21 protein-coding genes are annotated in these 20,739 nt (G+C 64.8%); 8 read left to right on the forward strand and 13 right to left on the reverse strand.

Features of this window, described 5'->3' with window-relative positions:
- Positions 1–64 precede the first annotated feature (64 nt).
- Genes RBT42_RS03310 through RBT42_RS03345 form a run of 8 tightly spaced genes read right to left on the reverse strand, consistent with a single transcriptional unit; the run spans position 65 to position 6,082 of the window.
- On the reverse strand, positions 65–439 hold the full coding sequence (locus RBT42_RS03310) for a group II truncated hemoglobin (protein WP_320362440.1): 375 nt from the start codon (positions 437–439) through the stop codon (positions 65–67).
- Positions 440–458: 19 nt separating this feature from the next.
- On the reverse strand, positions 459–878 hold the full coding sequence (locus RBT42_RS03315) for a hypothetical protein (protein ID WP_320362441.1): 420 nt from the start codon (positions 876–878) through the stop codon (positions 459–461).
- 60 nt (positions 879–938) lie between these two features.
- Positions 939–1,424, reverse strand: coding sequence for a hypothetical protein (locus RBT42_RS03320; protein ID WP_320362442.1), 486 nt, complete (start codon positions 1,422–1,424; stop codon positions 939–941).
- Positions 1,425–1,435: 11 nt separating this feature from the next.
- The gene (locus tag RBT42_RS03325) at positions 1,436–2,581 is read right to left on the reverse strand and encodes an NAD(P)/FAD-dependent oxidoreductase (RefSeq protein WP_320362443.1); all 1,146 of its coding nucleotides are present in this window, start codon (positions 2,579–2,581) and stop codon (positions 1,436–1,438) included.
- A 32-nt stretch (positions 2,582–2,613) separates the two neighbouring features.
- A complete protein-coding gene (cydX, locus tag RBT42_RS03330; RefSeq protein ID WP_320362444.1) occupies positions 2,614–2,721 on the reverse strand; it encodes a cytochrome bd-I oxidase subunit CydX in 108 nt (35 codons plus the stop codon).
- A 10-nt stretch (positions 2,722–2,731) separates the two neighbouring features.
- On the reverse strand, positions 2,732–3,340 hold the full coding sequence (gene petA / locus RBT42_RS03335) for a ubiquinol-cytochrome c reductase iron-sulfur subunit (protein ID WP_320362445.1): 609 nt from the start codon (positions 3,338–3,340) through the stop codon (positions 2,732–2,734).
- 17 nt (positions 3,341–3,357) lie between these two features.
- Entirely contained in the window at positions 3,358–4,494 is a 1,137-nt protein-coding gene (gene cydB / locus RBT42_RS03340) for a cytochrome d ubiquinol oxidase subunit II (RefSeq protein ID WP_320362446.1), read from the reverse strand.
- A gap of 19 nt (positions 4,495–4,513) precedes the next feature.
- Complete coding sequence (locus tag RBT42_RS03345; protein WP_320362447.1) at positions 4,514–6,082, reverse strand: cytochrome ubiquinol oxidase subunit I; 1,569 nt, start codon at positions 6,080–6,082, stop codon at positions 4,514–4,516.
- Between the two features lie 273 nt (positions 6,083–6,355).
- On the opposite strand from RBT42_RS03345, the gene RBT42_RS03350 reads away from it, so the two are divergent.
- The 3 genes from RBT42_RS03350 to cydC are packed head-to-tail and all read left to right on the forward strand — an operon-like array spanning position 6,356 to position 11,177.
- Positions 6,356–7,732: a sigma-54-dependent Fis family transcriptional regulator gene (locus RBT42_RS03350; protein ID WP_320362448.1), complete on the forward strand. Its 1,377-nt coding sequence runs from the start codon at positions 6,356–6,358 to the stop codon at positions 7,730–7,732.
- 56 nt (positions 7,733–7,788) lie between these two features.
- Positions 7,789–9,498: a thiol reductant ABC exporter subunit CydD gene (cydD, locus tag RBT42_RS03355; protein WP_320362449.1), complete on the forward strand. Its 1,710-nt coding sequence runs from the start codon at positions 7,789–7,791 to the stop codon at positions 9,496–9,498.
- On the forward strand, positions 9,495–11,177 hold the full coding sequence (cydC, locus tag RBT42_RS03360; protein WP_320362450.1) for a thiol reductant ABC exporter subunit CydC: 1,683 nt from the start codon (positions 9,495–9,497) through the stop codon (positions 11,175–11,177). Before cydD ends, cydC begins: the two co-directional genes overlap by 4 nt.
- 61 nt (positions 11,178–11,238) lie before the next feature.
- On the opposite strand, the gene RBT42_RS03365 is transcribed toward cydC, so the two are convergent.
- From RBT42_RS03365 to RBT42_RS03380, 4 genes are all read right to left on the reverse strand, one after another.
- Positions 11,239–11,430 (reverse strand): DUF2892 domain-containing protein, encoded by a 192-nt coding sequence (locus RBT42_RS03365; RefSeq protein ID WP_320362451.1) that lies wholly within the window; start codon positions 11,428–11,430, stop codon positions 11,239–11,241.
- Positions 11,431–11,454: 24 nt separating this feature from the next.
- Positions 11,455–13,188, reverse strand: a complete 1,734-nt coding sequence (locus RBT42_RS03370; protein ID WP_320362452.1) for a SulP family inorganic anion transporter — start codon at positions 13,186–13,188, stop codon at positions 11,455–11,457.
- Between the two features lie 62 nt (positions 13,189–13,250).
- Complete coding sequence (locus RBT42_RS03375) at positions 13,251–13,613, reverse strand: TIGR01244 family sulfur transferase (RefSeq protein ID WP_320362453.1); 363 nt, start codon at positions 13,611–13,613, stop codon at positions 13,251–13,253.
- A 63-nt stretch (positions 13,614–13,676) separates the two neighbouring features.
- Positions 13,677–14,048: a metalloregulator ArsR/SmtB family transcription factor gene (locus RBT42_RS03380; RefSeq protein WP_413785836.1), complete on the reverse strand. Its 372-nt coding sequence runs from the start codon at positions 14,046–14,048 to the stop codon at positions 13,677–13,679.
- An 81-nt stretch (positions 14,049–14,129) separates the two neighbouring features.
- On the opposite strand from RBT42_RS03380, the gene RBT42_RS03385 reads away from it, so the two are divergent.
- Together RBT42_RS03385 and RBT42_RS03390 are read left to right on the forward strand one after the other, a co-directional pair.
- A complete protein-coding gene (locus tag RBT42_RS03385) occupies positions 14,130–14,990 on the forward strand; it encodes an MBL fold metallo-hydrolase (RefSeq protein WP_320362491.1) in 861 nt (286 codons plus the stop codon).
- 24 nt (positions 14,991–15,014) lie between these two features.
- Complete coding sequence (locus RBT42_RS03390; RefSeq protein ID WP_320362454.1) at positions 15,015–15,461, forward strand: OsmC family protein; 447 nt, start codon at positions 15,015–15,017, stop codon at positions 15,459–15,461.
- A 29-nt stretch (positions 15,462–15,490) separates the two neighbouring features.
- Here RBT42_RS03390 and RBT42_RS03395 read toward each other — a convergent pair whose 3' ends face one another.
- Complete coding sequence (locus tag RBT42_RS03395) at positions 15,491–16,498, reverse strand: methyltransferase domain-containing protein (RefSeq protein WP_320362455.1); 1,008 nt, start codon at positions 16,496–16,498, stop codon at positions 15,491–15,493.
- Positions 16,499–16,651: 153 nt separating this feature from the next.
- Here RBT42_RS03395 and RBT42_RS03400 point away from each other — a divergent pair, with 153 nt between their 5' ends.
- The 3 genes from RBT42_RS03400 (at position 16,652) to RBT42_RS03410 (ending at position 20,718) form a co-directional block, all read left to right on the forward strand.
- The gene (locus RBT42_RS03400) at positions 16,652–17,041 is read left to right on the forward strand and encodes a DUF2946 family protein (protein WP_320362456.1); all 390 of its coding nucleotides are present in this window, start codon (positions 16,652–16,654) and stop codon (positions 17,039–17,041) included.
- Between the two features lie 83 nt (positions 17,042–17,124).
- Positions 17,125–19,212 carry a TonB-dependent copper receptor gene (locus RBT42_RS03405; protein WP_320362457.1) on the forward strand — a complete coding sequence of 696 codons (2,088 nt, stop codon included), beginning with the start codon at positions 17,125–17,127 and terminating at the stop codon, positions 19,210–19,212.
- Between the two features lie 141 nt (positions 19,213–19,353).
- A complete protein-coding gene (locus RBT42_RS03410; RefSeq protein ID WP_320362458.1) occupies positions 19,354–20,718 on the forward strand; it encodes a DUF3422 domain-containing protein in 1,365 nt (454 codons plus the stop codon).
- Positions 20,719–20,739 lie beyond the last annotated feature (21 nt).

Raw genomic sequence — 20,739 nt, forward strand, 5'->3', positions numbered from 1 at the left:
CCCAGGAGGCGGTTGAGAGGAGCGCATGCATTGCGTTTCAAGTTTGCATCGGAGGTCTGATGCGTCAGTGGGTGTTGAGCAGATGATCGGCCATGCCGGCAAAAGCTGCTTCCAGCTTCTCGCGGAAGGCCTCGTCAGGGACCTGCTCCTTGAGCGCCTGCCGCATGCACAACATCCACTCGTCCCGCTCCACGGGGCCGATGGCGTAGGGGTGATGTCGCATACGCAGTCTGGGGTGCCCCTTTTTGGCCACATACAGGGGCGGGCCACCCAGCCATCCGGACAGGAATTCGAACAGACTTTCCTCGCTGCCTGCCAGGCTTTCAGGATGTATCTGCCTGACCGTGTAGGCTTCCGGCAGTTCGTCCATCAAGGCATAAAAGCGCTGGACCAGACGGCGTACGCCCTCTGCGCCACCGAGTTGCTCGTAGGGGTTCATGCAGGCAACCTCACAGACATCAGAACGACAGGGTCTTGACCCCAGCCTTCAGCACATGGCTCATCACGTCAGAGGGATTGGCAGGGGTCACACCTTCCATCAGGTCTTTGGCTTGGCGCCCCTTGTTGGGCAGGTAGAGCGCGCACACCTCCACCTTCGCGCCGCCCTTGATCACGCCCTGCAGCATCTGCTGGGGGGTGGCGTTTTTGGGCTTGAGTGGCGCATCCTGCGGCTCGCCTTGCAGCGCCATGTCGGCCGCATCGTCGCACAGCAAAACGCGAACCGGCACTTTCTGAGCCAAGGCTTGGCCAGCCAGCACCAGACCGGCACCCTGAGCCATGGTTTCGTCGCTGGAAATGTTGACAAACAACTCCGTAGCCTGAGCCGCAGCCGAGAGGCCGCACAGCGCGGCGACAAGCAGTAATGATTTCTTCATCATGAGTCTTTCCAAAGGGTGCAGAAGGGCCAAAGAGCGCGTAACAAGAAGAGAAAAGAAACCTCAGGGCACAGGCAAACGCAGCGCCCTGCGGACGGTGGCGTCATCGGTCGCGAAGACAATGCCGGTCACCTTGCCCTCTTTGAGGGTGATCAAGGTCACTGCGTCGTCCTTGACGGGCCAGTCAGCCGTGAGCTTGTCATCCATCACCACCCCCAGGAGGAAGGGCTCATCGCGCAGGCTGGGCAAGGCCATGGTGCGGGTGATGAAGGCGGGCATGCGGCTCATGTTGGCCAGGTACACCGCACGGCGGGAGGCCAGAAAGTCCGGGCCCTGCTGTTTGAGAATGGCTTGCAGCCTGGACGAGGCCTCGCGGCTGGCCGAGTAGATCAGCAACTCGGCGTTGGCCGGCACCTGCCAGTCCTGATCGTGCTGGTCTTTCACGGCCAAGGCAGGCAAAGGCTGACCGACCACGACGGGGGCGGCAGTCGCCCAGGTCACACAGGCCATGAGCCCGGCGGCCAGGGTCAAGCGAAAACGGAGGTGCATGGGAGGACGTTTCATCGGTACTGCTGCAGATAGCGTTTTTCGAAAGCACGCTTGGCCCAATGGAACAAGCGAGATGAGGGCAGCATGATGTTGCGTGTGGGCGTGCGGTAGATCAGCGTGCCGTGGTCCACCGCATCGACGATGCAGATCAACTCGACCTTGAAGGTGACCGATGAGGGCCGCCCCGCCAGGTCGGCCAACAGGTTCACGGCGGCCGCACGCGCTTGCAGGTCAGCCATGTGAGCCTGCTTGGGCATCCAGTCGGGGCCGGGGAAGCTGCCCGAGTCACCCACCACATAGACACCTGGCCAGTCGGCCACGCGGCAATGGGCATCGGCCTGAACCAGCCCCCCGGGTGAGCGCGGCAAATCGGTGTGGTCGAACCATGCATTGCCGGTCATGCCGGGCATGAACAGGATCAGGTCGGCGCGGAACTCGCCACCTGCGGTGACCACCTTGTCGGCATCGAAGCGCACCATCTTGTGCCCAAGGTGGGTGTGAATGCCGCGGCGTGCCATGTCAGCCAGCAGGTGCTGCACGGCTTTGGGCCCGAGGCGGGCGCCCGGCTCAGAAGACGGATTGAAGAAAGTCAGCTCGAAGCGCTCGCGTCGCCCTTCCCTGCGCAACTGCTCGTCGATGCCGAACAGAAACTCGAACATCGGGCCACCCCGCACGGCTGTGGGCTCGTTGGGGTTGCCTGCAAAGCCGATGGCGATGTGCCCGCCCTGCATGGCCTTGAGTCGGTCACGAATGGTCTCGGCCGCCGCGATGCCCTCGCAGGGCGTGATGGCGTGCTCGATGCCGGGCAGCTTCTTGATGAAGCGGCCACCCGTGGCGATGACCAGGGCGTCGTTGCGCACCGGGCCTGCCGTGGTCAGCACCACGCGCCCCTGCTCCGCCAAACCTTCGACCTCGGCCTGGATGAACTGGACGTTCATCCGCTGGAAGAAGTTGTGCAAGGGCACCACCAGATCTTCACGACGGCGCAGGCCGCAGGGAATCCAGATGATGCCGGGCAGGTAGTGCAATTCGGCGCGCGGGGCAATCACCGTGATGCGCACATCGCGGTCGTGCTTGCGCACCTCCCGCACGGTCGAGAGCGCAGCAAAGCCCGCCCCGAGCACCACCAGGTGCCGGGTAGAGGTCTGATCGGACATGGAAAACCTTTCAGTGCACGGAATGAATCGGCTCAGCGCTCACCCTTGGCGCGCGCTTCCTCGTTCTCGCCCCACATGGCGTTGAGGATGGCCAGCAGCACAGCGAAGCCCACACCCAGAATCCAAGCGAAATACCACATGACTGTCTCCTCAGGCTTTGGCGTCGTCTTCGCCGATCAGGATCCGTGTGTCCGACACGTAACGGTGCGGCGGCACCTCCAGGTTGGTCGGTGCGGGCTTGTTTTTGTAAACCCGCCCCGCGCCGTCAAAAGTGCTGCCGTGGCAAGGACAGAAGTAGCCGCCCGGCCATCCCGCCTCGACACTGGGGTTGTTGCTACCCGCCGGAACCGAGCTGGGCGAACAGCCCAGGTGGGTGCAGATGCCGACCGCCAGGAACAGATCCGGCTTGATCGATCGTGTCGCGTTCTGCGCATAAGGCGGCTGCTGGGGCTGCTCGGAAGCCGGGTCTGCCAGCTTCTGATCGTGCCCTTCCAGCTGGGCCAGCATCTCGGGGGTGCGGCGCACCACCCAGACAGGCTTGCCACGCCACTCCACCGTCATCATCTCGCCCGGCGCCAACTTGGAGATGTCGACCTCCACCGCCGCCCCTTGCGCCTTGGCCCGCTCACTGGGCTGCAAGGTCGAGACAAAGGGAATGGCCGTGGCCACGGCGGCCACGCCCCCGGCAGCGGTGGTGAGCTTGAGCCAGTTGCGTCGGCTCTCGACGTCTTGCAGATCCAGACTGTGTGCATCACTCATGGTGTGCTCCTCTCGGCTCAGTAGGCCGCATGGTCGTTCTCGCGGATGTAGGCCTCGGTGACCTTGCCGCGCATCACGCTGTAAGCCCAGCTCGTGTACATCACGATGAGGGGCATGAAAATCAGGGTGGCCCAGAACATGATCCCCAGGGTCAGGTGACTGGAGACGCTGTCCCACACCGTCAGGCTGGCGTTGGGCATGGTGCTCGAGGGCATCACGAAGGGGAACATGCTGGCACCGGCCGTGCCGATCACCCCCACGATGGCCAAGGACGAGCAAACGAAAGCCGTCAGGGTATGACGTGCTCGCAGCAAGGCGGCTGCCGCCAAAGCCCCCACCACGCCCAGTGCAGGCAGGATCCACAACAGGGGCTGCTGCCCATAGTTGGCCATCCAGGCACCGGCTTCGCGCACCACGGTCTTGTCCATCGGGTTGGGCAAGGCCGAGGGGTTCACCACCGAGCTGATGCGGTAGCCGTCAATGCCTTGCAGCCAGATGCCGGCCCCCACAAAGCCCAGCACCATGACCACGGCCGCCCAGGTGGCGCCCTTGATGGCGCGAGCCTGGATGACCCCCTCGGTGCGGTGGGCCAGGTAGGCGCCACCGTGCATCGTGATCATCGCGCTGCTCACCACCCCGGCCAGCAAGGCGAAGGGGTTGAGCAGTTGCCAGAAGCTGCCGGTGTAGGTGGAAATCAGGTACTCGTCAAAGCCGAAGGGCACGCCTTGCAGCAGGTTGCCGAAGGCCACACCGAAGATGACCGGGGGCACGAAGCCGCCAATGAACAGACCCCAGTCCCACACGCTGCGCCAGGTGGCGTTGTGGATCTTGCTGCGGTAGTCAAAGCCCACGGGGCGGAAAAACAAGGCCCACAACACCGCCAGCATGGCCCAGTAAAAGCCGCTGAAGGCGGTGGCATACACCAGCGGCCAGGCCGCAAAAATGGCCCCACCGCCGGTGATGAACCAGACCTGGTTGCCGTCCCAGTGCGGGCCGACGGTGTTGATGACCACGCGGCGCTCGACGTCGTTCTTGCCGACGAAGGGCAACATGCTGCCGACGCCCATGTCATGGCCGTCCATGATGGCAAAGCCGATGAGCAGCACGCCCACCAGCAGCCACCAGATGATCTTGAGGGTTGGGTAATCCAACATGGTGTGACTCCGTTTGAACTCAGGCGTGAGCGGTGTGATGTGCAGCTTCGTTGTCGTAGCGACCGGTACCCAGGCTGCCCGGACCCATGCGGGCGAACTTGACCATGAGGTACATCTCAACCACCAACAACACGGTGTAGAAGCCGACGAAGCCAATCAGCGAGCCATACAGGCTTTCCACAGTCAGGGTGGAGACGCTCATGTGCGTGGGCAGGACACCGTAGATGGTCCAGGGTTGACGGCCATACTCGGCCACGAACCAGCCCACTTCACAGGCGATCCAGGGGACCGGCAGCATCCACAACGCGGTGCGCAGCAGCCAGGGGCGCTTCATGAACGTGCCCTTCAGCGAGGTCCAGAAGGTCAGCGCGAACAGGGCCAACATCGCAAAACCCAGGCCCACCATCACGCGGAAGGACCAGAACATCGGCGTGACACCCGGCACCGTGCTGTCCACAGCCTTGTCGATCATCTCGGCGGTGACCTTGTTCATGTCGTCGGTGTACTGCTTGACCAGGAAGCCGAAGCCCAGATCCGCCTTGTACTGTTCGAACACCTGCTTGGCACCCTCGTTGTTGCGGTCCTTGCGGATGGCCTCCAGGGCCTTGACGGCTTCGATGCCGCGGATCACACGCTCACGGTTCTTGGCCTTGATCTCGTGGATGCCGGGAATCTGCTTGTCCACCGAGCGGGTACCGATCAGGCCCATGACGTAGGGAATCTCGACTTCCCAGTCGTTCTTCTGCTCGGCTTCATTGATGCCAGCGATCAGCTTGAGGCCTGCGGGGGCCGGTTCGGTTTCCCACATGGCTTCGAGTGCGGCCATCTTGGTCTGCTGGGCCTCGCCCACGGTGTAGCCCGACTCGTCACCCAGCACGATCACGCTCAACACAGAGGCCAGGCCGAAGGCCGACGCCACACGGAAAGAGCGCTTGGCAAACTCCACGTCACGGCCCTTGAGCAGGTACCACGACGAGATGGACAGCACGAACATGGCGCCGGTCACATACCCCGCCGAAACGGTGTGAACGAACTTGGCCTGCGCATCGGGATTGAAGATCACAGCCCAGAAGTCGACCATCTCCATCCGCATCGTTTCATAGCTGAATTCGGCCCCCACGGGGTTCTGCATCCAGCCATTGGCGATCAGGATCCACAAGGCAGACAGGTTGGTACCCACGGCCATCAGCGTGGTCACCAGCAAGTGTTGCGTCTTGCTCAGGCGGTCCCAGCCGAAGAAGAACAGGCCAATGAAGGTGGACTCCAGGAAGAAGGCCATCAGGCCCTCAATGGCCAGCGGGGCGCCAAAGATGTCGCCCACGTAGTGAGAGTAGTAGGCCCAGTTGGTGCCGAACTGGAACTCCATCGTGATGCCGGTGGTCACGCCCAGCGCGAAGTTGATGCCGAAGAGCTTGCCCCAGAAGCGGGTCATGTCCTTCCAGATGACCTTGCCGGTCATCACGTACACGCTTTCCATGATGACCAGCAACCAGACCATGCCGATGGTCAACGGCACGAACAGGAAGTGGTACATCGCTGTGGCGGCAAACTGCAGCCTTGACAGGTCAACCAGTTGTTCGGATATCACTTGAAGACTCCTTGAGATGAAACGACACCTGTCGGGTAGAGACCGATGCAGGCCCCTCGACCCAGACCGGAAGGCACAACAAGACGAGAGGTGGCAGGCGTCATACCCCCATCTGTATACATGAACCGTGCCAAGCAGGGCCTCACCACAGAACTAAGGCAAATCAAAGACTTGGGGCTGCCTGACTGACAAGACACCGCCAATTTGACCGCCAAAGTGACACAATGGACTGCCAACATGACAGACACCTGTCACACGAAAGGAACCACTGCCATGTCCGAAGACCTGCCCGCCCTGATGTCCTATCTGGATGGCTTGCCGGAGCCCCACATCGTGTTCGACATGGATTACCGCATCGTGTCGGCGAATGCGGCTTATCTGCGCGAGTTTGCGCAGGGGCAGGACGTGCGGGGGCACACGTGCTTTGCTGTGTCTCATCACTTTCAAACACCTTGCGATCAAGCTGGTGAAAGCTGCCCCCGAGCGCGGGCGCTGGTCTCGGGGCAACGCGAACGTGTACTGCACTTGCACCATACCCCATCGGGTGAGGCCTATGTCAACATCGAACTGGCGCCCCTGAAAGACCGGCGAGGACGCACGCACTATTTCATCGAGAAGATGGAGTCGATGGCGCTGAGCCAGGGCAACCGGGCTGAACAGGGCATGGTCGGGCGCGCACCGGCTTTCCGAGCCACCCTGGAGATGGCGCTGCGGGTGGCCCCCACTGCTGCCAGCGTGCTGCTGCTGGGCGAATCTGGCACTGGCAAGGAGTTGATGGCCAAGGCCATCCACGAGGCCAGCCCTCGGGCCAATGCGCCCTTCGTCGTCGTGGAATGTGCCAGCCTGAGCGAAACGCTGTTTGAAAGCGAACTGTTCGGCCATGAAAAAGGCGCCTTCACCGGCGCCACATCGGCCCGCCTGGGCTTGGCCGAATCCGCCAATGGAGGCACCCTCTTCCTCGACGAAGTGGGCGACATCCCCTTGAGCATGCAGGTCAAGCTGCTGCGTCTGCTGGAAACGGGCACCTTCCGCCACGTCGGCAGCAGCGAGTTGCGACACACCGACGTGCGGGTGATCGCGGCCACCCACCGCCCCTTGCGGGAGATGATCTCCCAGCAGCAGTTCCGCGAAGACCTGTACCACCGCCTGAGCACCTTCCCCATCCGCCTGCCCCCCCTGCGCGAACGACGTGAAGACATTCCCCTGCTGGCCGAAACACTGCTGGCGCGTGTGGCGCCGGCTCGCCATCTCAGCATTTCATCCGCTGGACAGCATCGGCTGATGAGCCACCCCTTCAGCGGCAACATCCGCGAGCTGCGCAACGTGATGGAGCGCGCCGCGCTGTTCTGCGATGGTGAAGTGATTGAGCTGGCACACATCGAGCAGGCCCTGGCGGCCGATGCCTGGGCGCCATCCGCAGGCACCCCGGCGCCGATGGCGCTCTTGCCGCACACCACAGCCTTACCCACTTTGGCCCTGACGTCTGCCCAGCGCCAAGCCATGGCAGACGCGGCCTTGTGGGAAGCCGCCCAGGCCCATCGTGGCAGCCGCGCGGAGTTGGCGGCCCGCCTGGGCATCAGCGAGCGTTCGCTGTACCGCAGGCTCAAGGCCTTGCAGGCACAGGGCAAACCGGACGATGCGGGTGGATAGTTGCGTGGTTCGATCAGCCTTTGCGAGATGCGTATGATCGCCACACACAATGCAGCATGTCAGACACAACCGACACCGACACTCACGCCACGGCCCTGCGTGAGTTGAGCCGCCTTCACGGCCGCCATCCCCTCTGGTCCATGCTGGCGATGGCAGCCGGCACCGTGCAGGCAGCCGCCACCATTGCCCTCGCTGCACTGCTGGCTCAGGTGCTGCACGGCACCATCATTGCCGGCCAAACCTTCGAAACGCTGCGCACAGCCTGGCTGCTGATGCTGCCTTGCTTTGCCGTGAAGGCGCTGGCCGGTTGGGCGCGTGAAGAGGCCGGCATGCGCCTGTCGCTGGCGGTGCGCCACTCGGTTCGCCAGGCCTTGCTCGACACCTTGCACCGTCTGGGCCCTGCCTGGATGGTGCGACAGCAGGCTGGCAGCCTCAGCACCCTGCTGATGGAGCAAGTGGAGGCCCTTGACGGCTACTTCGCCCGCTACCGCCCGCAGCAGTGGATGGCGGTGATCACGCCCCTCATGATCCTCGCGGTGGTCGCGCCCTTGAGTTGGATCGCCACGCTGATCCTCGCTGTGACAGCCCCGCTGATCCCGGTCTTCATGATCCTGGTGGGTTGGGGCGCACGCCAGCGCCAGACCGAGCAATTGCAGGTGCTGCAACGCATGGGAGGGCACTTTCTGGATCTGATCCGGGGGCTGCCCACGTTGCAGCTCTTCAACGCCCACCATCGGATGGGCGAGGAAGTGGCCCTGGTGGCCGACAGCTTCCGCCAACGCACCATGCGTGTCCTGCGCCTGGCCTTTTTGTCAGGGGCCGTGCTGGAGTTCTTCGGCTCTGTGGCGATCGCCCTCACGGCGGTGTACTTCGGGCTGTCGCTGCTGGGCATGCTCGACATCGGGCTGTACGGACACAAGCTGGATTTGCGCCTGGCGCTGTTCGTGCTGCTGCTGGCGCCCGAGTTCTACCTGCCCCTGCGGGAGCTGGGCACGCACTACCACGCCCGTGCCGAGGCACTCGCTGCCGCGGGTGAGCTGATGGCGGTGTTTCAGGCTGCGTCGCCCCAGCCAAAGGGAGGTACCGTGCGGCTGCCCTCTACCCCACCCTCCTTGCATTTGCAGGACGTCACTTTCTCGCATCGGGAAGGTGAACCCGTCCTGCAAGGCTGCACCTTGCAGGTGGCGCCGGGAGAAACGGTCGCCATTCAAGGGCCCAGCGGGGGCGGCAAAACCACACTCTTGCGGTTGCTGCTCGGTCAATGGCGCGCGGGCTCGGGTCGTGTCTTGATCGAGGGCCACGCCATCGAGACACTGGACCTGTCGGATTGGCGTGAGCGCGTGGCCTGGATGGGGCAACCCCCCCGCTTGATGGCCGACACCCTGGCGGCCAATCTGCGGGTGGCGCGTGCAGATGCCTCCGACAGCGAACTGACCGAAGCACTGGCGTTTGCGGGCCTGGAGAGCTGGTTCGCCGCCCTGCCCGATGGCCTGGCCACCCCACTCGGCGAGGGCGGCCGCCCCATGTCAGGTGGGCAGTTGCGCCGCCTGGCACTGGCCAGGGTGAAGCTGCGCCGCGCAGACGTGTTGCTGCTCGACGAGCCCACCGCCAGCCTCGATCCAGACACCGAGGCTGCCATCGTCACCCGCATTGCCGAGCTGGCGCAAGGCAAAACCACGGTACTGCTGACCCACCGCCCTGCCCCGCTGCGCCTGGCGCAACGCGTTTTTCATCTCTCCCATGGCCAACTGGAGGCCGCCACATGACCGGCCCGATGACAGTGAAAGCCGGCTGGAAAGCCCTGGCACCTTTTGTACGGACCCCGGCGAGCGCCGGTCGCTGGCTGGCCCTCGGCGGCGTCCTGGCGGTGCTGACCCTGGTGGCCAGCCTGGGCTTGCTGGGCCTGTCGGGCGCCTTCCTCACGGGGGCGGCCATCGCCGGCCTGCTCCCAGCCACAGCGGCGGTGTTCAACTTCTTCATGCCTGGGGCTGGCGTGCGTTTCTTTGCGGTGCTGCGCACCGTCTCGCGCTGGGGTGAGCGGGTCACCACCCACGAAGGCGTGTTTCGCTGGCTGGCCGGTCTGCGGGTCTGGCTCTACGGGCGCCTGTCCCGACTCTCTCCGAGCCAACTGGCCGGGCGCCACAGTGGCGACCTGTTGAACCGCCTGATGCGGGACATCGATGCACTCGACAACCTTCACCCGCGCGTGCTGATGCCCCTGGCCGCGGCCGCCTTGGTGCTTGGCACCCTGGTGGGCGTGTTTGCGCTGGTGGCTCCAGCGCTGGTGTGGCTGCCGCTGTGCGTGCTGGTTGCCACCGTGGTGATCCTGCCACTGGCCGGCTGGCGGCTGGGAAGCCGCGTGTTGCCCAGCCTGATCGAGAAGCGCGCCACGCTGCGCGCCACCTTGCTGGACGACATCGAAGGCCTGGAAGACTGGTCCCTGCACGCGCCAGCCTGGGCTCAGCAACGTGCCCGCACACTGGCGACCAGCGATGCCTGGCTGCGTACGCAGCGTCAGAGTGCACGGCGAGCCGCGGCCCTGCGCGCGGCGGTCACCTTGGGCGTGGGCCTGGTCGCCTGGGTGGCGCTGGGATGGCTGACCTCAGAGCCCACCACCTCCCGCGTGAGCGGGCCTTGGATCACCGCGCTGGTGCTCTTGCTGCTGGGCTGCGCCGAGGCCTTGCTGCCGCTGGCGGGCGCCTGCCTTGACCTGCCTGGCACCGCCGCCGCCGCACAACGGGTCCAACAACTGGCCGAACAAGCACCCGCCCAGCGCTTCGTGGCGCATGGCCCCCAGCCTCAGGACGGGTCCATCCACATCCACCAGTTGTGCTTTGCCTGGGATGCGCACACCCCGGTCTTCCACGATTGGGCGCTGGACATCCGGCACGGCGAGCATGTGCTGATCACCGGTGAAAGCGGGGGCGGCAAAAGTACCCTGATCCAGTTGCTGACCCGCTTCGCAGAGCCACAAAGCGGCAGCATCGAAGTGGGCGGCGTGGCGCTGTCCGAACTGGACGAAGTCACCTTGCGGCAACACATCAGCTGTGCCACGCAGTTCACCTGGGCCAAGACGGCCACACTGGCCGATAACCTGCGGCTGGCCCGCCCCGAGGCGACCGACGAGGAACTAGAGTCAGTGCTGGCCCTGGTGGGGCTCAACCCCAGCGAGATGGGCTGGCAAGACGGCCTGCACACCTGGGTCGAAGAAGGCGGAGCCAGCCTGTCAGGCGGACAAAGGCGACGCCTGAGCATTGCCCGCGCTCTGCTTCGAAACGCGCCCATCACACTGCTGGACGAGCCCAGCGAAGGCCTGGACCTGGCATCAGAGCGCGAACTGGTTCGAGGCGTGACGGCCCACCTTCGTGGGCGCACCCTGGTGTGGATCAGCCACCGAGAAGACCTGTATCACCGCTTCGACCGCGTGATGCGCGTCCCCGCCTGAGAGCAAAAAACAGGCCGCATCGCGGCCCGTTTTGCATGATCGATGGCCCGCAGGCCTTGCATCACTTCTTCATCTTGCAGGTCGACAGACCGAAGGGCAGATAGGCCGGGCACCAGCCGCTCAGGCCCGTGGCCAACGGCACCACGCCGATCCAGCCCCATGCACCCACCGTCTCGGTTGCGGCCAGACCGATCAGCACCACACCCGCCGCAATGCGGGCCACACGGTCGATACCACCAACGTTTGCTTTCATGCTCATTCTCCTGGGTTAAAAAACTCACTGTCTGGTTTGCAGTGCATCCCAAGCGTGCTGTGCACTCAAGAAGATACGCCCTGCAAACCGCTTGTCAAGCGACACACGATGCAGACGGTCCATCACCGGCCCCTTCACCTCGGCAAGGTAAAGCGATCGCCCTTGCGCCGTCTGCGCGTCATCAAATTCGATCAGCGACTGGAGCGCCGAGTGGTCGATGCGGTTCACCGCCGACAACAGCAGCACCAGACTGTGCACCTGTGGACGGCGACTGAGCATGTCGCTCAGCCCCATCTCCACGTGCTGGATGTTGGTGAAGTCCAGGCTTTCGTCCACCCGCACCACCATCACACCTGGCAAGCACTCCACGTCGTAACGCTGCACGTTGCGGAAATGCTCGGTGCCGGGCAGACGCCCCACTTCGGCCATGTGCGGCTGGCTGTGGCGCCAGATCATGGCGCCCAAGGACCAGGCAATGCCCAACAAGATGCCCGACTCGAAGCCCAACAACATCACCCCGGCCGCCGTGCTCAGAAACGCCCAGGCCTCGACCCGGTCGTAGCGCCAGGCGTCGCGCAGACCCTGCCACCGCACCAAGCCTGACACGGCCATGATGATGACGGCGGCCAGCGCCGCCTTGGGCAACCAGGCCAGCCAGGGCAGGAACATCAGCATCAAGGCGCCCAGCAACACAGCAGTGAACACACCCGCCAAAGGGCTGCGAGCCCCTGCCGCCTCATTCACCACCGAGCGCGACAGCCCGCCAGCCACGGCCATGCCGCCCACCAGACCGCTGCCCACATTGGCCAAGCCCAGCCCGAGCAGCTCACGGTCGGCATCGATACGCTCGGTGTGTTTGAGCGCGAAGGTTTGCGCCACCGACATGCTGCTGACAAAGCTCACCAAACTGATCAGCAAGATGGGCATGACCAGGTTGGCCAAGGCCGTGACAGGCACCTCGCTCAAGGACGACAGCGCCCGCACCGCCCCACCGAGCTCGACGTTCACCGCCCCCACCTGGGCCACATGCCACTCGGTATGACGGTTCACCCACGCCGCCGCGAAGCTGGCCAGCACCAGCACCACCAGCGGCCACAGGCGGGACACCACCTGGCTGGCCGAATCCCGCATCCCAGCCATCCGCATCATGCGCGCCATCACCCGCGGCCCCAGCCACAGCAAGGCCATGGCACCCAGGCCAATCAGCACGCTGCCCGTCTGCACATCCGAGCGCCAGGCGCCGCTGCTGTCCACGAGATGCTGGCGCACCCCCGCCACCAGATCAGGCACCGTCTGACCCAGGGAAGACCACCCCAGGATGGGCGCCACCTGCCCGGCCATGATCAACAAGGCCGACGCCACGGTGAAGCCTTGCACCACCGGTCTTCCCAGCAACTGCGACAGGAAGCCCATGCGCAAGCGACCCATCAACAACATCAGCAGGCCGGAACCCAGGCCCAACGCGGCGGCCAGGGCCACATACACCTCGGAACCCGGCACTGCCAGCGGCGTTAGCGCCTGCACCATCATCAAGGACGTGATGGCCGCCGGTCCCACAGACATGCTCGTGCTGCTGCCGAATACCGCATAGCCCAACAAGGGCAGCAAGCTGGCCATCAGGCCCACATGCGGTGGCAAGCCAGCCAGCATGGCGTAGGCCAGGCTTTGCGGTACCAGCATCACGGCGACCACGAGGCCCGCCGTCAGGTCCTGAGCCAGCCATGCACGCCGCCACGCGCGCACCCAAGGGGGCGGCATGGACCACGGTGCGCCGCTGCTCAGCCGCACGCCCTGGTGGTCTGGTCTGGACTGAGACAGGCTCACGCAGGGCGCCCCACGCGACAACCCACGGCCTGGAACAGCACATTGGCGCGACCACCCGCGGCACAGAAGGCCACGATGGGGTGCGGCAAATCTGCGCACAGGGCCTGGTAATGCATGACCTGCTGGGGCGTGACCATCATGGTCGCCACCGGAAAGTGCACGTAGGCCATACCGGCCGCCTTGGCCGCCGCCTCGATCTGGGCGCTGGTGGGCTGGCTCGGCCCACCCTCACCGTCCGGACGGTTGTTGATGATGCTGCGATACCCCTGACGGGCCAGCACTGCCACATCGTCCACCGTGATCTGTCCACACACGGTGAACTCGGGACACAGTTGCTGGGTTGAAACACTCAGGGTCATGGCTTTCTCCGCAAATTGAGTTGAAACGGCAACAAAGAAATCGAACAAGAGAAACCGCAAGACTCAGCACGTGCCGCCTGACATCGCCGCACCACACACCCGACTGTGCAAGACCTGCATGACAGCCGCCGCATCGGCACTGACCAGTCGGTAGTAGATGTGCTTGCCCTCGCGACGCGTGTCCACCAGGCCTTCCTGTCGCAACACACCCAGTTGCTGCGACAAGGTCGGCTGACGGATGCCCAGATCGGCCTCGAGCGCACTGACGCAGAACTCGCCCTGCGCCAGACGGCACAAGAGCACCAGCCGGTCGGTGTGCGCCATCACCTTCAACAAGGCGCACGCCTTCTCGGCCGACGCCTGCAGCGCGACGAGATCAGGGGGCGGCAAGCTCACGGCCTGGGCCGCCGGTGTTTCAGGCATGGACACTTTCATGATTTTCATTATGTTGACAGATATATTGTTTGTCAATAAAGTGAAGCATCCACTTTGCAAGAACCTTGTGCCATGACCGCCCTGCTCCCCCAAGTTCAATCCTTTCTGGACCCGGCCACCAGCACCTACACCCATGTGGTGTACGACCGTGCCGGCGGGCATGCGGCCATCGTGGACCCGGTGCTGGACTTCGATGCCCGCAGCGGCCGCACGGCGCACACCCGGGCTGATGAAGTGATCGCCTTTGTGCGCGCCCAGAACCTGACGGTGGACTGGGTGCTGGAGACCCACGCCCACGCCGATCATCTCTCTGCCGCACCGTACGTCAAGGCACAGGTGGGTGGCAAGGTGGCCATTGGCGGCGCCATCCAGCGCGTGCAAAGCGTGTTCAAAACCCTGTTTCACCTGGAGCCCGAGTTCGCGACCGACGGCTCACAGTTTGATCACCTGTTCGCCGATGGCGACACCTTCACCATTGGCGATCTGACCACCACCGCCTGGCACGTGCCTGGTCATACCCCGGCCGACATGGCCTTTGTGGTGGGCGATGCCGTCTTCGTGGGCGACACGATGTTCATGCCCGACGTCGGCTCGGCCCGCTGCGACTTTCCCGGCGGCGATGCGCACCAGCTCTTTCAATCGGTGCGCCGCATCCTGGCCTTGCCGCCCCAGACTCGACTGTTCATGTGCCACGACTACCCGCCTGCCACCCGCGAGTCGCAAGCCATGTGCACCGTGGCGGATCAGCGCCAAGGCAACATCCACGTGCGCGACGGCATCTCCGAGACCGAATTCGTGGCCATGCGCCAGGCTCGTGATGCCACCCTGGCCATGCCCAACCTGATCCTGCCCTCGGTGCAGGTCAACATCCGCGCGGGGCACCTGCCGCCGGCAGAGTCCGATGGTCGCCACTACCTGAAGCTGCCCGTCAACGTTTTCTGAAGTTCAACTGAACGAGGTTTCACAATGGCCCAAGGCATTCACCACGTCACCCTGACCCAGCAGCAGGACTATCAGTTCCGCATCGAGTTCGAAGGCAACATGCCTGCCCTCATCAGCGACGAACCCGCCCCTCTGGGCGGCGGCACCGGCCCTTCGCCCGTGCAAATGCTGTCGGCTGCGGTGGGCAACTGCTTGTCCGACTCGCTGCTGTTCGCGCTGCGCAAGTTCAAACAAGCACCGGACCCCATCCGCGCGGAGGTGACCTCTGAGGTGGGCCGCAATGCCGACGGTCGCATGCGTGTGCTGAACATGACGGCCGCACTGCACCTGGGCGTGCCGGCCGCTCAACTCGAACACCTGGATCGCGTCCTGAGCCAGTTCGAAGCCTTCTGCACCGTGACCCAGAGCGTGGGCCAGGGCATCCCCATCACCGTGCAGGTGTTCGACGCCACGGGCGCTCAACTGAAGTGAGCCTCGCGGGGGCATCACCGCCCCCGTGCTCAGGCCTGCCGCCGCCACACCCAGCGCGTGACTTGCGCTGGTCCCTGGTGGAACGGGCCTTCGTCCAGCGTGACCGGACCTTCCGATGCCACCAGTTCCTCACCCTTGAGACCGGCGTCTGCCAGATCGGAACGCAGCCCTTGCAGGGTGTAGAGCATGTCCACATCCTTCGGCCCACCGCTGGTCAAGCCAAGCTGATTCGGGTGAAAGGCCTCCAGGATCAGCACACCGCCGGGTCTCAAGGCACGGGCCAGGTCGGCCATCACCTTGGGGCGCAAGCTGGACGGCAGGTGCAGGTACACCACCGCCACCGCGTCCACCGAATCCGGCTGGGGCGCCCACTCGGCCAGATCGGCCAGCACGGTGGTCACCTGCACGCCGCGCTCGGCGGCCAGAGCACGGGTCTTGTCCAAACCCACGCTCGAGGCATCGACCGAGGTGACATGGTGACCCTGCTGAGCCAGCCAAACACCATTACGGCCTTCGCCATCGCCCGGCACGAGCACCTGCGCGCCCGCTGGGATCAAGCCAGCCTGCGCGGCGAGAAACACATTCGGCTGCTGACCGTACTTGTAGGCCGCATCCGCAAACTTTTGATTCCAGAACTCACCTGTGGACATGCGCTGAACCTCGGTCACATCTTGCCCGCAGGCGACACCGTCGGGAAACCTTGGCGCACCCAGCCGGTCATGCCACCACTCACAAAGCGCACATGGCCATAGCCCCCCCCGCTCGCGCAGGGCCTGCAAGGAGGCACGCGAGCGATTCTGCGTGGCGCAGATCAGGTACACGGGCTTGGACGGATCGGTCGGCACCTCGGCCAAGCGCTGTGCCAGTTGACTCATCGGCAACAAACGCGCCCCCGCCGCCACGCCTTGCGCGTGCTCATGTGGCTCGCGAATGTCAATGAGCACCGCCGCCCCGCTCTGATGTGCATCGCGTGCCTGAGCGACGCTCACCGCATCGGCCGGATCAGCGGCCTGCGAACAGGCTGCCAACGCGGACATGGCACATACCAGCCAAGCTCGGCGGCACAGAGTGATTGAAGGTGGTGACATCACAGACCTCATACGGTGCAGGGTATACAAGCAAAGATACCACAGGCGGATTTTTGACACACATCAGTTCGGCGCCCAGCCACCTCTGCCTAGAATGCACGCATGTCACCCCTGATCCACACGCTGCGCCACCGCACGCGCCTGACCGCCTGGTTGGGCTTGCTGGCATTGTGCGCGCAGTTGCTGGCTGGGGGTGTCAGCAATTGGCACATGGTGCAGCGACTGGCAGGAGCGCCCAGCCTGCTCGACATCTGCTCCTCCACCGGGGGCACCCGTGGCACCCAGGACCCTGCCACCGGCACGGGTTCGGCCGCGCAGCACTGCCCCTTCTGCCTGGCAGCCAGCGGTCCCGCCCTGGCCCCCTCCCCCACCTTGGCTGTCGCGCTTCTGCGCCCTCAGCACGACACCCCGCCGAGCAGCTCAGCCGGCATCCTGCCCCGTGCCCCCGACTTGCGGCACGCGCGCACCCGCGCCCCACCTTTCTTCGCTTGATTTGCTTTTGACTTTGTTACCCGCGCGAGTCGGCCTGTGGCTGGTTCGCGTGGACGTCGTTTGCACACGAAGAAAGACCTTTCATGTCGACCTCATTCCGCCCGACCGTCCTGGCGCTGTCCCTCGCTGCCGCTTTCCCTTTCCACGCGCTCGCTCAGGCCGATCTGGCCGGCTCATCCACGCCCGGCACCACCGCGCCTGACGCACAGTTGGCCGTGCTGCCCCCTGTGGTGATCACGGCCCCCACCATGCAGACCCCGCTGGTGACCCAGTTCAACCCGCGTGACCCGCAGCAGCCTCTGCCCGCCAACGATGGCGCCAGCCTGCTCAAGACCATTCCCGGCATGAGCGTGATCCGCAAAGGCGGCACCGACGGTGACCCCTTGTTCCGCGGCATGGCCGCTTCGCGCCTGAACATCCTCATCGACGGTGAACACATCCTGGGCGGCTGCGGCATGCGCATGGACCCACCCACGGCCTACGTCTTCCCCGACACCTTCGACAAGGTCAGCCTGATCAAGGGCCCGCAATCGGTCGAACACGGCCCCGGCGCCTCAGCAGGCACCGTGCTGTTCGAACGCAAGCCCACCTACTTCCGACAACCCGGCGCCGAGTTCAAGGCCGCCGTCACCGGTGCCAGTTTCAATCGCTACGACACCTATGTGGACGCCAAGGCCGGCACCCCCTTGGGCTACGTGCAAGTACAAGCCACCGAAGCCGCCTCGGGCGACTACGAAGATGGCGACGGCACCCAGGTCAACTCGGCCTACCGCCGCCGCAGCCTGAGCGCTGCCATCGGCTGGACGCCGGACGAACACACCCGCCTGGAGCTGTCCGCCATCGAAAGCCGGGCCAAGGCTGCTTATGCCGACCGCAGCATGGACGGCAGCAAGTTTGACCGCAGCAATGTGGGCCTGAAGTTCGAGAAGACCCACATGAGTGGCGTACTCAACGCCGTCGAGGCACAGGTCTACTACAACTATGTGGACCACGTGATGGACAACTACACCTTGCGCACGCCCACCGGCACACCGATGACGTCCAACCCGGATCGTGAGACCACGGGGGGGCGTATCGCCGTGACCCTGCGCCCTGACGATGTCCACAAGATCGTTCTGGGCGTGGACCAGCAGGCCAACATCCACACCCTGCGCAAGAGTGGCATGGGTGGGGATCTGGTGAACTCTTACGCCAATCAAACACGGATGGAAGACGCCCGCTTCCACAACCTGGGCCTGTTCGGAGAAGTCACCCACGTGCTGAGCAACGAGCAGCGCGTGGTGGGTGGCCTGCGTCAGGACCAGTGGGAAGCACGTGACCGCCGCACCACCCTCAGCAGCGGCATGATGAACCTGGGCGCCAACCCCACGGCCAACCAGACACGCGACAAGACCCTGCACAGCGGCTTCCTGCGCTATGAGCAGGACCTGGGCGAACACACCCAAAGCTACGTCGGTCTGGGCTACACCGAGCGCGCGCCCGACTACTGGGAGTTGTTCAGCAAGGAGTCGCTGACCAGCATCAGTGCATTCGACCGCGTCAACCCGGAAAAAACCACCCAGATTGACGTGGGCGTGACCCACCAGCAAGGCCCCTGGGACACCTTTGCCTCGGCCTACGTCAGCCAGGTGCAGGATTACATCCTGATCCAGTCGAACGTCGTCAAGGGGATGCGGAGCACCACCGTGGCCCGCAACGTTGACGCGCGCACCTGGGGTGGCGAAATCGGCGCGCACTACCAGTTCACCCCCCAGTGGACCGCCCTCGGCAGCCTGGCCTACGTCAACGGCCAGAACCGCACCGATGGCCGCGCCCTGGGTCAAATCCCACCGCTGGAAGCACGACTGGGCCTGAACTGGCAGCATGGCGCCTGGTCGGCTGGCAGCCTGCTGCGCCTGGTGGCGTCACAACACCGCTATGCCGTCAACGAAGGCAACATCGTCGGGCAAGACCTGGGCCGCACCGGTGGCTTCGGCGTGGCTTCGCTCAACGGCAGCTATGCCTGGAGCAAGGCGGTCAAGCTCAGCGCGGGCATCGACAACCTGTTTGACAAGACCTACGCCGAGTCCATCAGCCGGGGTGGCGCGAACGTCAGTGGCTACGACACCACCTATCGCATCAACGAACCCGGCCGCACCTGGTGGCTGAAGATGCAGGTGGCGCTGGACTGACGCCGCGGCGGCGCCAAGATCCGCCCCGCCCCGGGCTCGCATCAGCCCGTCGCCCCTGCAACTTCAGGGGGGCGGCGGGCCGATGCGCGCTGTGGTTTCACGGACAATCTGACACTGTCGCCTCGCTGACCGCCCCCGCTTATGCCCTCTGTCGCGCCCACCGCTGTCACCCCCGCTGACCTCAGCACGCCCTCCCTGCGGGTTCTGCCCCCGGATGACGCGCAGCGCCGTGTGCTGCACAACGAGGTGCACGCCCGCCCGTCGGCCCGCATCCGCATGCCGGCCCTGGTCGTATACGTGGCCGTGCTCAACGAGGGCATCACGCGCGAGATGGAGTGGCAGCACCTGCGCCAGCTCCCCGGCCAGGAAGGCCTCACGCTCGAGCACCTGTCGGGCAACTTCCAGCGCCTGCGCTTTGCCAACCACACGCTCAAGTGGGAGCGCCACACCGAGTTCACCCGTTACTCGCTCGTACAGGCCCTGCCGGAAGACGCCCTCGCCCATGGCGACGACGACACACTGATCCGCTCCCTGGTGCTAGCCCCCCAGTGGCTCGCGACCATCCCCGGGCGCACCGTGGCCGCCATCATGATGGCCATGGTCGAAGGCGATGTCGATGACCTGGAAAGCATGCGCCAGACCAGCGAGTCGTGGATCGAAGGGCGGGAGACCATGGCCTCGCTGCTGGGTCTGCGGCGCTCCTGCGTGATGACCGACTTCCGCCTGCGCGACAGCGGCTTCGAACACCTGCTGGTCATCTCGCCGCCCGGCACCACCGAGCTGCGCGTGGGCCGCATCTCGCAGCGCCTGCTGGAGCTGGAAACCTACCGCCTGATGGCCTTGCGCGGCCTGCCCGTGGCCAAGGAGATGGGCCCCTTGCTGATGCAGGCCGAATCCCAACTGGCCGAGATCATGGCACGCATGGAAAATGCCGACACCTCGGACCAGGAGTTGCTCAACACCCTCATAGGCCTGGCAGCGCGCATCGAGCGCGCCACGGCCACGCACATGTACCGCTTCTCGGCCACCATGGCGTACCACAGCCTGGTCGTGCAGCGCATTGAGCAACTGCATGAAACGCCCATCCCCGGCACGCAGACGGTGGGCGAGTTCATGCTGCGCCGCCTGTCACCGGCCATGGCCACGGTGCAGGCCACCTCGCAGCGACTCAGCTCGCTGTCACAGCGGGTGGAGCGGGCCAGCGCCTTGTTGCGCACGCGGGTGGACATTGCCACCGAGTCGCAAAACCAGATGCTGCTGGAAAAGCTCACCAAGGGCCAAGAGCTGCAACTGCGTCTGCAATCCACCGTGGAAGGCCTGTCGATCGCGGCCATTGCCTACTACGTGGTCAGCCTGATTCTGTACGTGGGCAAGGCTGGCAAGGCAGCCGGTCTGCCGCTCAACCCGGAGATGCTGGCCGGCGCGCTGATCCCGCTGGTGCTGGCGGGCGTGTGGTGGGGCACCCGCCAGATCCACAAGAAGCTGACCCACAGCGCCGGACACTGAGCCCGGTCACACACGAGCGGT

Source organism: Aquabacterium sp., from assembly GCF_034003525.1.
In the GTDB taxonomy this organism is placed as follows: Bacteria; Pseudomonadota; Gammaproteobacteria; order Burkholderiales; family Burkholderiaceae_C; genus Aquabacterium.